13 protein-coding genes are annotated in these 13680 nt (G+C 74.0%); 3 read left to right on the top strand and 10 right to left on the bottom strand.

Annotated elements, in window-relative coordinates; translation table 11 throughout:
• Window positions 1–38: 38 nt before the first annotated feature.
• The 7 genes from tsaB to AB0M79_RS11150 all read right to left on the bottom strand — a co-directional run bounded on the left by tsaB (window position 39) and on the right by AB0M79_RS11150 (window position 6165).
• Window positions 39–716: a tRNA (adenosine(37)-N6)-threonylcarbamoyltransferase complex dimerization subunit type 1 TsaB gene (gene tsaB, locus AB0M79_RS11180; RefSeq protein ID WP_364210906.1), complete on the bottom strand. Its 678-nt coding sequence runs from the start codon at window positions 714–716 to the stop codon at window positions 39–41.
• A 101-nt stretch (window positions 717–817) separates the two neighbouring features.
• Window positions 818–1504 (bottom strand): uracil-DNA glycosylase, encoded by a 687-nt coding sequence (locus AB0M79_RS11175; RefSeq protein WP_364210903.1) that lies wholly within the window; start codon window positions 1502–1504, stop codon window positions 818–820.
• A 36-nt stretch (window positions 1505–1540) separates the two neighbouring features.
• The gene (gene tsaE, locus AB0M79_RS11170) at window positions 1541–2032 is read right to left on the bottom strand and encodes a tRNA (adenosine(37)-N6)-threonylcarbamoyltransferase complex ATPase subunit type 1 TsaE (protein WP_364210900.1); all 492 of its coding nucleotides are present in this window, start codon (window positions 2030–2032) and stop codon (window positions 1541–1543) included.
• Window positions 2029–3153, bottom strand: coding sequence for an alpha/beta hydrolase (locus AB0M79_RS11165; protein ID WP_364210897.1), 1125 nt, complete (start codon window positions 3151–3153; stop codon window positions 2029–2031). Before AB0M79_RS11165 ends, tsaE begins: the two co-directional genes overlap by 4 nt.
• Window positions 3153–4268, bottom strand: coding sequence for an alanine racemase (gene alr / locus AB0M79_RS11160; protein WP_364210894.1), 1116 nt, complete (start codon window positions 4266–4268; stop codon window positions 3153–3155). Before alr ends, AB0M79_RS11165 begins: the two co-directional genes overlap by 1 nt.
• 74 nt (window positions 4269–4342) lie before the next feature.
• Window positions 4343–5800, bottom strand: a complete 1458-nt coding sequence (locus AB0M79_RS11155; protein WP_364210891.1) for an NAD(P)H-hydrate dehydratase — start codon at window positions 5798–5800, stop codon at window positions 4343–4345.
• Window positions 5797–6165: a holo-ACP synthase gene (locus AB0M79_RS11150; protein ID WP_364210888.1), complete on the bottom strand. Its 369-nt coding sequence runs from the start codon at window positions 6163–6165 to the stop codon at window positions 5797–5799. The genes AB0M79_RS11155 and AB0M79_RS11150 overlap by 4 nt, the downstream gene beginning before the upstream one ends.
• Window positions 6166–6393: 228 nt before the next feature.
• Between AB0M79_RS11150 and AB0M79_RS11145 the strand changes: the two genes are divergently transcribed.
• Together AB0M79_RS11145 and AB0M79_RS11140 are read left to right on the top strand one after the other, a co-directional pair.
• On the top strand, window positions 6394–6687 hold the full coding sequence (locus tag AB0M79_RS11145; RefSeq protein ID WP_364210885.1) for a type VII secretion target: 294 nt from the start codon (window positions 6394–6396) through the stop codon (window positions 6685–6687).
• Window positions 6684–8300, top strand: a complete 1617-nt coding sequence (locus AB0M79_RS11140; RefSeq protein ID WP_364210882.1) for an alpha/beta hydrolase — start codon at window positions 6684–6686, stop codon at window positions 8298–8300. The genes AB0M79_RS11145 and AB0M79_RS11140 overlap by 4 nt, the downstream gene beginning before the upstream one ends.
• Here AB0M79_RS11140 and glmS read toward each other — a convergent pair.
• Window positions 8287–10197 carry a glutamine--fructose-6-phosphate transaminase (isomerizing) gene (gene glmS / locus AB0M79_RS11135; protein WP_364210879.1) on the bottom strand — a complete coding sequence of 637 codons (1911 nt, stop codon included), beginning with the start codon at window positions 10195–10197 and terminating at the stop codon, window positions 8287–8289. The genes AB0M79_RS11140 and glmS overlap by 14 nt on opposite strands.
• A 220-nt stretch (window positions 10198–10417) precedes the next feature.
• On the opposite strand from glmS, the gene AB0M79_RS11130 reads away from it, so the two are divergent.
• Window positions 10418–11602 carry a pyridoxal phosphate-dependent aminotransferase gene (locus AB0M79_RS11130; protein WP_364211021.1) on the top strand — a complete coding sequence of 395 codons (1185 nt, stop codon included), beginning with the start codon at window positions 10418–10420 and terminating at the stop codon, window positions 11600–11602.
• Between the two features lie 115 nt (window positions 11603–11717).
• On the opposite strand, the gene glmM is transcribed toward AB0M79_RS11130, so the two are convergent.
• The gene (gene glmM, locus AB0M79_RS11125; protein WP_364210876.1) at window positions 11718–13070 is read right to left on the bottom strand and encodes a phosphoglucosamine mutase; all 1353 of its coding nucleotides are present in this window, start codon (window positions 13068–13070) and stop codon (window positions 11718–11720) included.
• A 115-nt stretch (window positions 13071–13185) separates the two neighbouring features.
• Entirely contained in the window at window positions 13186–13665 is a 480-nt protein-coding gene (rpsI, locus tag AB0M79_RS11120; RefSeq protein ID WP_364210873.1) for a 30S ribosomal protein S9, read from the bottom strand.
• Window positions 13666–13680 lie beyond the last annotated feature (15 nt).

Genomic DNA, 13680 nt, shown 5'->3' with positions numbered 1-13680 from the left:
AACCCGCCGGGTTCACCGCGCCACCTCGCCCCGCCCGGTCACGGCAGCACCGGCTTGCGGCCGGTGGCGGCCACCGCGTCCGGCCGGCGCAGGTAGAGCGGGGTCAACGGCTCGGACGGGGCCGCCGCGAGGACGCGCTCGGCGGCCAGTTCGGCGAGGGCGACCGGGTCGGGGTAGCGGGGCTCGGCGCGCAGCGGAAGGCCGAGTGCGTCGGCGTAGCGGTGCGCGCCGTCGCCGACGGCGGCGGTGGCACCGAGTTCGCCGGCCCGGCCGGCCACCTCGGCCGGAGTGTGCACGTCGGGGCCGGCCACCCGCTCGCCGGTGCCGGCGTAGACCGCCCAGTAGACCTCCCGGCGCCGGGCGTCGGTGGCCACCAGCACCGGTTCGCCGCCGGCCGCCGGCCGACCGACGCCGTCCAGCGAGCACACCCCGTAGGTCGGGATCCCGAGCACCTGGCCCATAGTGACGGCGGTGACGAGCCCGACCCGCAGCCCGGTGAACGGGCCGGGGCCGAGGCCGGCGACGATCGCGGCCAGGTCGGCCGGCCGGTCGCCGGACTCGGCGAACAGCGCGTCGACCTGGGGGGCGAGCAGTTCGCCGTGCGCCCGCGCGTCGACGGCGCGACGCGCTGCCACCGGGGCCACCCCGTCCGGCGTGATCCGCACGAGAGCGGCCGTCACCGCCGGGGTCGCCGAGTCCACCACGAGTACCAGCACGTTGTGCACCTTAATCGGCGCCGTGGTGCCGGCCCGGCACCGGCCGGCCCGGCGTACGCGACACGCCGTCCGGGCCCGCCCGTCCGGGGCGGCGACCTGCGTCAGCCGGCGGAGCGGTCCCACTCGATGCCGGGCAGCCCGGCGTCGGCGAGGGCCTTGTTGGTGGCGCTGAACGGCCGGCTGCCGAGGAAGCCCTTCGGGTTCATCGGGCTGGGGTGGCCGGCTTCGAGGACCACGTGGGCCGGGTTGGTGACCAGCGCCGCCTTCTTGCGGGCGTAGCCGCCCCACAGCAGGAAGACGACCCGGCTGTCCCGGGCGTTCAGCGCCCGGATCGTGGCGTCGGTGAACTCCTCCCAGCCCTTGTTCGCGTGCGAACCGGGCTTGGCCTCGCGGACGGTGAGGACCGCGTTGAGGAGCAGCACGCCGCGTTCGGCCCAGGCGGTCAGGTTGCCGTTGCGGGACACCGGGACACCGAGGTCCTCGTTCAGCTCCTTGAAGACGTTGCGCAGTGACGGCGGCACCGACACCCCGTCGCGGACGCTGAAGCTGAGCCCGTGGGCCTGGCCGGCCTTGTGGTAGGGGTCCTGGCCGAGAATCAGCACCCGGGTGTCCTCGGGCGTGCAGAGCCGGTAGGCGCTGAACAGGTCGTCGACCGGCGGGTAGACCGTCTGGGTCTGGTATTCCTCGGCGACGAAGGCACCGAGCGCGGCGGTGCGGTCGGCGTCGAGGTGCGGTGCCAGCAGCGTCTGCCAGGCTGGCGGGAGGAGCGCCGGGAGGTCGAGGGACATCAGCGGCCTTTCGTGGATTCGGACGATGACCGAACCCTAGAACGGCGGTGCGACATATCCCAGTTTCGCCAGGCGGCCCGCCCAGTCGCCGCCGACCGGTACGAGTTCGACGACCCGGGTGTCGTCGTCGCGCCGGTCGATGCGGATCAGCAGGTGGCCGTCGCCGTGCTGCTCGACCATGCCCTCGCCCCACTCGACGACGGTCACCGAGTCGTCCATCGAGGCGTCGAGGTCGAGGTCGTCGATCTCGGCCCGGGGGTCCGACGTGGAGCCCAGCCGGTAGGCGTCGGCGTGCACCAGCGCCACCCGGCCGCCACGGGCCGGGTCGGGCCGGTGCACCCGGGCGATGACGAACGTCGGCGAGGTGACGTCGCCGAGCACGCCGAGTCCGGTGCCGATGCCCTGGGTCAGCGCGGTCTTGCCGGCGCCCAGCGGCCCGGCCAGCACCAGCAGGTCTCCCGCGCGCAGGATCCCGGCGAGCTGGGCGCCGTACGCCCGGGTTTCCTCCACGGTGGACAGTTCGGTCATCGTTCGAGCTTCCCGAGAAAGTCGATCAGCACGGCGTTGACCTCGTCGGCGTGTTCGAGCATGACGACGTGGCCACTGTCAGCGATCTTGATGAATTCGGCGTCCGGCAGGCGACGAAGGATCTCCTCGGAGTGCGCCACCGGAGTGATCATGTCCTTGTCACCGACGATGACCAGGGTCGGGGTCTCCCGCAGGGTGGCCAGCGCCGGATAGCGGGCATGGGTGTAGAGGGTACGCAGGTAGCGGGCGACCGTCTCGGCCGTGGTGCCCGAGTTCATCTTCTCCACGTACGACACCAGGGCCGGGCTCGGCCGGGTGGTGCCGAACCCGTAGCGGCGGGTCAGCAGCCAGGCCAGGTCGGAGGCGGCGGTGCGGGCCCGGTCGATCACCCCGCCGGTGAGCCGGGTCGCGTTGTTGACCAGCGGCAACAGCGGGCTGCCGAACCGGGAGATGATGGTCGGCAGGCCGAACTTCGCCTGCTCCACCAGGCCGCCGGAGGTGGCGATCAGCACAGCACCGGCCACCCGCCGCTCGAACATCTCCGGGTAGAGCTCGGCCAGCGCCATGATCGTCATGCCGCCCATCGAGTGCCCCACGAGCACCAGCGGCCCCTCCGGCACCGTCTCGTCGATGACCGCCCGCAGCGTCTCCCCCAGCGCCGGCAGCTCGTACTCCCCCGATTCGAGCCGGCCCGAACGGCCGTGCCCGGGCTGGTCGTAGAAGACCATCCGGTAGTCGCCGCGCCGGGTCAGCTCCGAACGCTGGAAATGGAAGGTGCCCATGTCGAGGCAGAAGCCGTGCACGAAGACGATGGTGGGCTCGGCCGGCCCGGCCGCCACCCCGGTGATGAATCCGGCGTCGATCTCGACCCCGTCGGCCGGCTCGACGATCTCCACGTGGATGTCGGTACCGTCGGCGGTGGTGACGGTGCACGTCTCGTCGTACGGCAGGGCGCCGAACCGCTCCTCGGCGTAGATGTCGCCGACGCCCCGCTTGGACCGCCGGACGATGGCCCGTTCGGCGGCGATGCCGGCCGCGAGCCCGGCCGCCGCCACACCGACCACGGCGCCGAAGATGCCGGCCCGCCGCTTCGCCTTCGTCCGCCCGTTGTCGGCCGCCATCAGCGGGCCCCGTCGTAGACCCGGGGTACGCGTACGCCGCCGAACCGGGTCACGATCTCGTAGTTGATCGTGCCGGCCGCCTCGGCCCAGTCGTCGGCGGTCGGCTCGCCGCCGTCGCCCGGCCCGAACAGCGTCGCGACGTCGCCGGCCACCACCGGGTCGTCGCCGCAGTCGAGCACCACCTGGTCCATGCAGACCCGGCCGGCGATGGTGCGGACCCGCCCGCCGAGCTGGATCGGGCCGGCGTTGGAGGCGTGCCGGGGAATCCCGTCGGCGTAGCCGAGCGGTACGACCGCCAGCGTCGTCTCCTGGGCGGTGGTGTAGGTGTGGCCGTACGACACGCCCTGGCCGGCCGGCACCCGCTTGGCGAGCATCACCCGGGCCCGGGCCGTCATCGCCGGCCGCAGCCCGTAGCGCTCGCCGACGACCGGGGACAGCCCGTAGACGGCCAGACCGGGACGGACCAGGTCGAAGTGGGTGTCGGGCCTGGTCAGGGTGGCCGCCGAGTTGGCCAGATGCCGGTAGCGCGGCCGCACCCCCCACCGTTCGGCGAGCGCCAGCCCCTCGTGGAAGTTGGCGAGCTGCCGGTCGATCGTCGGGTGCCCGGGCGCGTCGGCGTACGCGAAGTGGCTCCAGACCCCGACCACCTCGATGGTGCCGTCGGCCTGGGCCTTGGCGGCGGCCTCCAGCAGGACCGGCCAGTCGGCGGCGGTCGCCCCGCCACGCGCCAGCCCGGTATCGACCTTGAGATGGACGCGGGCCGGGTGGCCGGCCCGGCCGGCGGCGGTCAGCACCTCGTCGAGCTGGTCGACCGACGCCGCGCTCAGGTCGACGTCGGCGGCCACCCCCTCGTGCAGCGGCAGCCCGGGTGCCAACAGCCAGGCGAGCACCGGCGCGGTCACCCCGGCACGACGCAGGGTAAGGGCCTCGTCGAGGGTGCACACCCCGAGCCAGTCGGCGCCCGCGTCCAGGGCCGCCCGGGCGGCCGGGAGCATCCCGTGCCCGTAGCCGTCCGCCTTGACGACCGCCATCAGCTCGGCGCTCGTGCCGGCCCGCAACCGGGCCACGTTCTCGCGGATCGCGTCAAGGTCGATCCGCACCTCGGCCTGCCACATGCTGCTCAGCCTACTGACCGCGGCCGACGCCCCGAGCCGGTCGCCACGACGTATCCGTCACCAGCGCTCGCGCCTCACCGCGCGGTGAGGCTGGCGACGACCGGGCGCAGGGCGTCGACGACGTCCGGGGCGGTGACCGGGCCACGCCGGGCGGCCTCCCGGCCGGCCAGCCCGTGCAGGAAGGTGGCGGCCACGGCGGCCCGCTCCGGGGCCAGCCCGGCGGCGAGCAGCGATCCGAGCAGCCCGGCGAGCACGTCACCGGTGCCGCCGGTGGCCAGCGCGGGGCTGCCGGTCGGGTTGACGTACGCCCGGCCGTCCGGCGTCGCGACCACCGTACGGTCGCCCTTGAGCAGGACGACCGCGTTCATCCAGGCGGCCAGGCGCAGCGCGGCGCCGGCCCGGTCGGAGCCGGCGGGCGAACCGGCGAGTCGGGCGAACTCGCGGTCGTGCGGGGTGATCACGGTCGGCGCGGTGCGCTCGCGTAGCCGGCGGGCGTGGCTGCCGTCGACGAGCATGGTCAGCGCGTCGGCGTCGAGCACCGCCGGTACCGGCGCGGCGAGCACCGACCGCAGTTCGGCGGCGGCCGCCTCCCCGCCACCGAGGCCGGAACCGCAGACCCAGGCCTGCACCCGGCCGGCGTCGGCGACCCGGCCGGTGGCGATCACCGACGGATGCTGGTGCAGCACCTCGGCCGCCGCGCCGCCCGCGTACCGGACCAGTCCGGTCGGACCGGCCAGCGCACCGCCGACGGACAGCACGGCGGCGCCCGGATAGGTGGTCGAGCCGGTGGCGACCCCGACCACGCCGCGGGTGTACTTCTCCGACTCGGGGCCGAGCGCCGGCCACCAGTCCGCGATGTCGTCCCACTCGGGCACCAGCAGGGCCGGGGTGCCCCGCAGCCGGTCGGTGAGCCCGATGTCGACCAGGTCGACCTCGCCGGCGCGGACGGCCGCCGGCCCGACCACCAGGGCCGGTTTGAGGCAGCCGAAGGTGACGGTGACGTCGGCGCGTACGGCTGCCCCGGGCACGTCGCCGGTGTCCACGGCGACGCCGCTGGGCACGTCGACCGCGACGACCGTGGGCCGGCCGCCCCCGGCGGACGCGAGCGTGTCGAGTTTCGCGACCAGGGCGGCGGCGTCGGGGCGCAGCCCGCCGGCGGCCCCGATGCCGACGATGCCGTCGACGACGAGGTCGGCCCGGCCGGGCAGGGTGGTGACGAGCCGGCCGCCGGCCATACGCAGTGCCGCCAGTCCTCCACCGTGGATCCGGTCGGGGGCCAGCGCGAGTACGGACACGGTCGCGCCCCGGCCGGCGAGGGTGGCACCGGCGTAGAGCGCGTCGCCGCCGTTGTTGCCGGCCCCGACGAGCAGCAGCACGCGGGCGCCGTAGACCCCGCCGCGTTCGGCGAGCAGCAGCGCGCAGCGGCGTGCGAGTCCGGCGGCGGCCCGCCGCATCAGGGTGTCCGCCGGCAGGCTGGCGATCAGTCCGTCCTCGGCGGCCCGTACGTCGGCCGCCCGCCACGCCGCCCTCATCGCTCGGCCACCACCATCGCCGAGGCGATCCCGCCGTCGTGGGACAGCGAGAGGTGCCAGTGGTTGACGCCGCGCTCGTCGGCCGCGGCGGCGACCGTGCCGGAGACGGTCAACCAGGGCCGGCCGTCCGGGTCGGCGACGACCTCGCAGTCGTGCCAGCGCAACCCGGCCGGGGCGCCGAGCGCCTTCGCCACCGCCTCCTTGGCCGCGAACCGCGCGGCCAGGGACTCCGGCGAGCGCGGATTGCCGGCACCGGTGTGCCGCTCCGCCTCGGTGAAGAGCCGCTCGGCCAGCGGTGGTGTGCGCGCCAGCGCCCGGGCGAACCGCTCGACCAGGACCACGTCGATGCCGACAGCCACGATCACCCGATCACCCTAACGGGGCGCAGGCTATCCGTGCGGTCCGTGGTGGACAAGGGCTGTGGACAACCCTCGGGTACGCCGGTCGCCCGCGCTCCACAGGGCCCCCGGTGCGCACCGGCGCGCGCCTAGCGTCGACGCCGACGAGGTCCGCGGGGACGACGGGGTCCGCGGGACGACGAGGTCCGCGGGAACAACGAGGTCCGTGGGGACGACGAGGTCCGGGGAGGACGCATGACCGACGGTTCCATCCGGGTGCGGATCGCCGCCCTGCGCCGGGCCGGCGGCGACCTCAGCGCCACGGCCCACCGGCTCGGTCAGGGGCTCGGCACGACTCCGGGGCTGGTCGTCACCGCCCCGGGCTGGGCCACCGCCGCCGCATTGGCGCAGGTCGAGGCGGCGGTCCACCGGTCGATGACGGTCCTGGGCGGCCGGGCGGCGGACACGGCCGACGCCCTGCGGCGGTCCGCCGACGGCTACGAGGCGGCCGACGACCGGGCGGCGCGACGCATGGCCGGCATCGGATGATCGGCTACGCGCAACTCTGGGCCGCCGACCCGACCGCGTGGCGGGCCGCCGGGACGGCCTGGCGCGGGCTCGACGCCATGGTGCGGCGGCGGGCGGCCGAGGTGGCCCGAACCCGGTCGGCGCTGGCCGACAGCTGGGCCGGGCCGGCCGCCGGCACGGCCGGGACGCGGCTCGACACGCTGCGCGGCGCGGTCGAGGCCGCCGCGCCGGCCCTGGTCGAGATCGACCAGATCCTGGCCGAGTTCGCCGCCCTGCTGGTCCGGGCCAAGGCGCTGCTCGACGCCGCCGTACGCGGTGCCGCCATGAACCGGGTACTGATCGACCGGCACGGCGGCGTGTCGCTCGATCCCGCCGTGCCGCAGGTCGACCCGCGGGCCGGCGCGGCCGTGCTGCGGGTCGGTGCGCAGATCCGCGCCGCGCTGGCACTCGCCACGCGGGCCGACCGGGAGGCGGCCGGGCGGCTCACCGGCCTCGCCACCGCGGCGGTGACCGGGTGGACGACCGAGCCGCCCCCGGACCGCCCGGCGGGCGACGCCGATCCGGCCGCCGTACGCAGGTGGTGGGACGGTCTCTCCCCGGCCCAGCGGCGCTGGCTCGTACGGCACGAGCCGGCGCTGGTCGGTGGCCTCGACGGGGTGCCGGTGGCGATGCGGGACCAGGCCAACCGGCTGCTCCTGCCGCAGTTGCGGGCCGACCTGCTCGCCCGCCGGGCCGAACTGCTGGCCACCTGGCCCCGGCTGCCCGGCAACCATCTGGAGGGCCTGCGGATCGCCGCGATTCTCGGCGGCCTGGACGCGATCGAGGCGCGGCTCGTCGCCGAGAGCGGTCCCCGGGCCTACCTGCTCGGCCTGGACCCGGCCGGCGACGGCCGGACCGTCGTGGCGCTCGGCGACCCCGACCGCGCCGACCATGTGGTCACCTACGTGCCGGGAATGACCTCCGACCTGCCGAGCGCCGACGGCGAGCTGGGCCGGGCCGAGCGGATCCTGGCCCGGGCCGCCGAACTCGCCCCAGACCAACCCGCGGCGGCCGTGCTGTGGCTCGACTACGACGCACCGGACTTCGTGCACGAGGCTCACCGCGCGTCGTACGCCCACGACGCCGGTCCGGCGCTGCACCGGTTCCAGGAGGGGCTGCGGGCCAGCCACGAGGGCGGTCCCGCCCACCAGACGGTGGTCGGGCACAGCGACGGGTCGCTGGTGGTCGGGTCCGCCGCCCGCGACCACGGACTCGCCGCCGACGACCTGGTGCTCGTCGGTTCCCCCGGGGTCGGCGTGGATCACGCCCGCGACCTCGGGCTGCCGGCCGGGCGGGTGTGGGCGAGCACGGCCGGCAACGACGTGATCCGCTACGTCCCCTCGGTCGGCGCGCTCGCCGGCGACCTGGCGCTCGGCGTCGCGCTGCCGGGCATCGGGCCGGTGCTGGCGTTCAGCCGCCCCGGCGACGACCTGTGGTTCGGCCACGATCCGAGCGACCGCGACTTCGGCGCGCGGGTCTTCGCCAGCGACCCGAACGGGCACACCGGTTACTGGGACCACGACAACCGGGCGCTGGACGCCATGGCCCGCATCGCGCTCGGCGACGCGGGCCGGCTGCCGGCTACTCCACCGTGACCGACTTGGCCAGGTTGCGGGGCTGGTCGACGTCGTGCCCACGGGCGTCGGCGACCGCGCAGGCGAAGACCTGGAGCGGCACGCTGGTGACCAGTGGCGCGAGCAACGTCGGCGTACGCGGCACGTAGATCACGTGGTCGGCGAAGGGCAGGACCGCCTCGTCGCCCTCCTCGGCGATCACGATGGTGCGGGCGCCCCGGGCGCGTACCTCCTGGATGTTCGAGACGATCTTGTCGCGCAGCACGCTCCGGCCGGCCGGCGACGGAACTACGCAGATCACCGGGGTGCCCTGGTCGATCAGGGCGATCGGGCCGTGCTTCAGCTCACCGGCGGCGAACCCCTCGGCGTGCATGTACGCCAGTTCCTTGAGCTTCAGCGCGCCCTCCAGGGCGACCGGGTAGCCGACGTGCCGGCCGATGAAGAGCACCGTCCCGGCGGTCGACAGTTCCCGGGCCAGCTCGCGCACCGGCTCCATCGCGCCGAGCACCGTACGCAGCTTGTCCGGCACCTCCTGGAGCTGGGCGACGACGGCGGCCACCTCGTCGGCGTACTTGACGCCACGCACCTGGGCCAGGTGGAGACCGATCAGGTAGCAGGCCACGAGCTGGGTGAGGAACGCCTTGGTCGAGGCGACCGCGATCTCCGGCCCACCATGGGTGTAGAGCACCGCGTCGGACTCGCGCGGAATGGTGGAGCCGTTGGTGTTGCAGATCGCCAGCACCCGGGCCTTCTGCTCCTTGGCGTGCCGCAGCGCCATCAGGGTGTCCATCGTCTCGCCGGACTGCGAGATCGCCACCACCAGCGTCGACCGGTCGAGCACCGGGTCGCGGTAGCGGAACTCGCTGGCCAGCTCGACCTCGCAGGGGATGCGGGTCCAGTGCTCGATCGCGTACTTCGCCACCAGCCCGGAGTGGTAGGCGGTGCCACAGGCGACGATGAAGACCTTGTCGACGTCGCGCAGGTCCTGGTCGCTGAGGCGGACCTCGTCGAGCATGATCTCGCCGGTCTCGGTGAGCCGGCCGAGCAGCGTGTCGGCGACCGCCTGCGGCTGCTCGGCGATCTCCTTGAGCATGAAGTAGTCGTAGCCGCCCTTCTCGGCAGCCGACGCGTCCCAGTCGATGTGGAAGTCCTTGCCGGTCGCCGGATGGCCGTCGAAGTCGGTGATGTCGATGCTGTCCGCGGTGATCAGCACGACCTGGTCCTGGCCCAGCTCGACCGCGTCGCGGGTGTGCTCGATGAACGCCGACACGTCGCTGGCCAGGAAGTTCTCCCCTGCCCCACGACCGACGACCAGCGGCGAGTTGCGCCGCGCACCGACCACCGCGCCGGGAATGGCGGCGTCGGCGGCGAGCAGGGTGAAGGCTCCCTCCAGCCGGACGCAGACCTGCCGCATGGCGGCCGCGAGCAGTTGCGGCCCCTCCGGCGCCCCACTGGCGCGCAGCTCGGCGAGCGCGCCGGCGAGCAGATGCGCGGCGCATTCGGTGTCGGTGTCGCTGGCGAACTCGACGCCCTCGGCCTCCAGCTCGTCCCGCAGCTTCGCGAAGTTTTCGATGATCCCGTTGTGGATGACGGCGACCCGGCCGTCGCGGGCCACGTGCGGGTGGGCGTTGCGGTCGGTCGGGCCGCCGTGGGTGGCCCACCGGGTGTGTCCGATGCCGGTGGTGCCGTCACCGATGCCGAGGACCGGCCCGGTGCCGTCCGGGTCGGCGATGCCCCGCTCGGCGAGCGCCTTCTCCAGGTTGGCCAGCTTGCCGGCCCGCTTCTCGGTCAGCAGTTCGCCCTCGCAGACGACCGCCACCCCGGCCGAGTCGTAGCCGCGGTATTCCAGCCGCCGCAGGCCGTCCAGCACGATGCTCAGCGCCGGACGGGCGCCGACGTACCCCACGATTCCACACATGGCAGCAGCGTAGCGGAGAATCACTCACCATGGTTGCTCGAAAGTGAGGCTATCAATCACCTGACTTGATTGAGGCGGGCATCGGGGGACACGCCTCGCGGCGGGGCCGGTCCGGACGATCCCGGGAGCAACCGGCCCGACACCGGGCGTGCGGTCCGTCGCGGTCGTACGGCAGAGCATCGACGGCGCTGACCGGCACGTCTAGGGTGGTCCGGTGAGCATCGCAGCCGGCACCGACCCGCTGGTGCGACGGATGCGCCCGTTCGGCACGACGATCTTCGCGGAGATGTCGGCGCTGGCGGTGCGCACCGGCGCGGTCAACCTGGGCCAGGGATTCCCCGACACCGACGGGCCGCCGGAGATGCTCGCCGCCGCGGCCGAGGCGCTGCGCACCGGCCACAACCAATACCCGCCCGGACCCGGCATCCCCGCACTGCGCGCCGCCGTCGCCGACCACCAGCGCCGGTTCTGGGGGCTCGACTACGACCCCGACGGCGAGGTGCTGGTCACCGCCGGGGCGACCGAGGCCATCGCCGCCGCCATCCTCGGCCTGTGCGAGACCGGCGACGAGGTCGTCACCTTCGAGCCCTACTACGACTCGTACGCCGCCTCGATCGCGCTGGCCGGGGCCGTCCGCCGGCCGGTGACGCTGCGCCCCGGCACCGACGGCCGGTACGCGTTCGACCCCGACGAACTACGCGCCGCGTTCGGTCCGCGTACCCGGCTCGTGCTGCTCAACTCGCCGCACAACCCGACCGGCAAGGTCTTCACCCCCGACGAGCTGGCCCTGATCGCGGCGCTGTGCCAGGAGCACGGGGCATACGCGGTGACCGACGAGGTGTACGAGCACCTGGTCTTCTCCGACGCCGGCTCGGCGCACGTCCCGCTGGCCACCCTGCCCGGCATGCGCGAGCGCACGCTGCGGATCTCGTCGGCGGGCAAGACCTTCTCGTGCACCGGCTGGAAGATCGGCTGGGTCAGCGGTCCGGCCGCGCTGGTCTCCGCCGTGATGCGGGTCAAGCAGTTCCTGACCTTCGTCAACGGCGGCCCGCTGCAACCCGCGGTCGCGGTGGCGCTCGGCCTGCCCGACAGCTACTACGAGGGGTTCCGGGCCGACCTCGAGGCACGGCGTGACCAGCTCGCCGAGGGGCTGGTCGACGCCGGCTTCGGGGTGCTGCCGTCCGAGGGCACCTACTTCATCACCACCGACATCACCCCGCTGGGCGGTCACGACGGCGTCGAGTTCTGCCGGTCGCTGCCGGACCGCTGCGGCGTGGTCGCCGTACCGACCCAGGTCTTCTACGACGACGTGGCGGCGGGCCGGCATCTGGTCCGCTTCGCGTTCTGCAAACGCCCGACGGTGCTCACCGAGGCGGTCACCCGCCTACGCGGCATGGCGCACTGAACGCGCCCTGCCGACCGCACGCCCGGGTTTCGCGTTGATCAAGGACAAAGCGTGCCCGTCACGCGACGCTTGTCGCGCAACTACTCCTTGATCAACGCGCAACCCTGAGGCGGGATCAGGCCGGGCTGGCCTGGCGGACCTCGGCGGCGATCCGCTCCGCCACCTCGCGGGCGGTCTCCTCGCTGGCCGCCTCGACCATCACCCGCACCAGCGGCTCGGTGCCCGACGGGCGCAGCAGAACCCGACCGGTCTCCCCCAGCTCGGCCTCGGCCCGTTCCGCCGCGGCCACCACGGCCGGCGCGGTCGCGCCCACGGTACGGTCACCGACCGGCACGTTGACCAGCACCTGGGGCAGCTTGGTCACCACCGACGCCAGGTCGGCCAGCGACCGGCCGGTGGCGGCCATCCGCGACATCAGGTGCAGCCCGGTCAGCACCCCGTCGCCGGTGGTGGCGTACGCGGGCACGATGATGTGGCCGCTCTGCTCGCCGCCGAGCGCCAGCCCGGAGGCGCGCAGCTCCTCCAGGACGTAGCGGTCGCCGACCCGGGTCTCGACCAGCCGGATGCCCTCGCGCGACATGGCGAGACGCAGACCGAGGTTGCTCATCACGGTGGCGACCAGGGTGTCGTCGGTCAGCGTCCCGGCCTCGCGCATGGCCAGCGCCAGGATCGCCATGATCTGGTCGCCGTCGACCTCCTCGCCGTCGGCGGTCACCGCGTGGCACCGGTCGGCGTCGCCGTCGTGGGCGAGGCCGAGGTGCGCGCCGTGCTCGACCACGGCGGCCCGGATGACGTCGAGGTGGGTGGACCCGCAGCCGTCGTTGATGTTGAGCCCGTCGGGTTCGGCGTGGATCGCGATGACCTCGGCGCCGGCCTCCTTGTAGGCCACCGGCGCGATGTCCGCGGCCGCGCCGTTGGCGCAGTCGACGACGACCTTGAGGCCGTCGAGCCGGTGTGGCACCGAGCCGACGAGGTGCTGTACGTAGTGGTCGGCTCCGTCCAGCAGGTCGTGCACCCGGCCGATACCGGCGCCGGTGGGGCGGTCCCAGGCCGTGGCGGCGTTGGCCTCGATCGCGGCCTCGATCCGCATCTCGACCTCGTCGGGCAGCTTGTGGCCGCCGGCGGCGAACAGCTTGATCCCGTTGTCCGGCATCGGGTTGTGCGACGCCGACAGCATCACGCCCAGGTCGGCCTTCGTCTCGCCGACGAGGAAGGCGACGCCGGGGGTGGGCAGCACGCCGACCCGCAGCACGTTGGCGCCGGCGCTGGCCAGCCCTGCCACGACGGCGGCCTCCAGCATCTCGCCACTGGCGCGCGGGTCCCGGCCGACGACCGCCAGCGGAGCGTGACTGCGGTCGGACTCGGCGAGGGTGTGCGCCGCGGCGACGGCGATCGCGAGCGCCAACTCGGGTGTGAGGTCGGCGTTCGCCTTCCCGCGTACCCCGTCCGTGCCGAACAACCGACCCATGCGTGAGACCTCCGGAAGCACCAACGATGAGAGAGAAAACGGAAACGGCCGGGTACGCCACCAAAATGGGGGGCGGACCCGACCGTCCGTCAGAGGTACAAGTGCGCTGAACGGATCAGCGCTTGGAGTACTGAGGCGCCTTACGGGCCTTCTTGAGACCGTACTTCTTGCTTTCCTTGACCCGGGCGTCCCGGGTGAGGAAGCCGGCCTTCTTCAGGGCGGGCCGGTCGTCGAGGTCGTTCGCGCACAGCGCGCGGGCGATGGCGAGCCGCAGCGCACCGGCCTGGCCGGTGATGCCGCCGCCACGCAGGTTGGCGATCACGTCGAAGACCTCGGTCTTCTCGGCGGTCACCAGCGGCTCCCTGATCAGCTGCTGGTGCACCTTGCTCGGGAAGTACGCCTCGAGGTCGCGCCCGTTACAGGTGATCTTGCCGGTGCCGGGGACGATCCGGACCCGGACGATGGCCTCCTTGCGGCGGCCGACGGTCTGGATCGGGCGGTCGCCGCGCGGCGCCCGCGCAACGGGGGCGGCAGTCGTGGCGGGCACCACTGCCTCGGCGACGGCCGTCGGGCTGGGCGCGGTGGTGTCGGTCATGCTGCTTCCTTCGTC

Origin of the sequence: Polymorphospora sp. NPDC051019 (assembly GCF_040683055.1) — a bacterium.
GTDB classification, from domain to species: Bacteria; Actinomycetota; Actinomycetes; order Mycobacteriales; family Micromonosporaceae; genus Polymorphospora; species Polymorphospora lycopeni.
The sequence above is the reverse complement of the archived record's forward strand: the minus strand, read 5'-3'. Positions and strand labels throughout refer to the sequence as shown.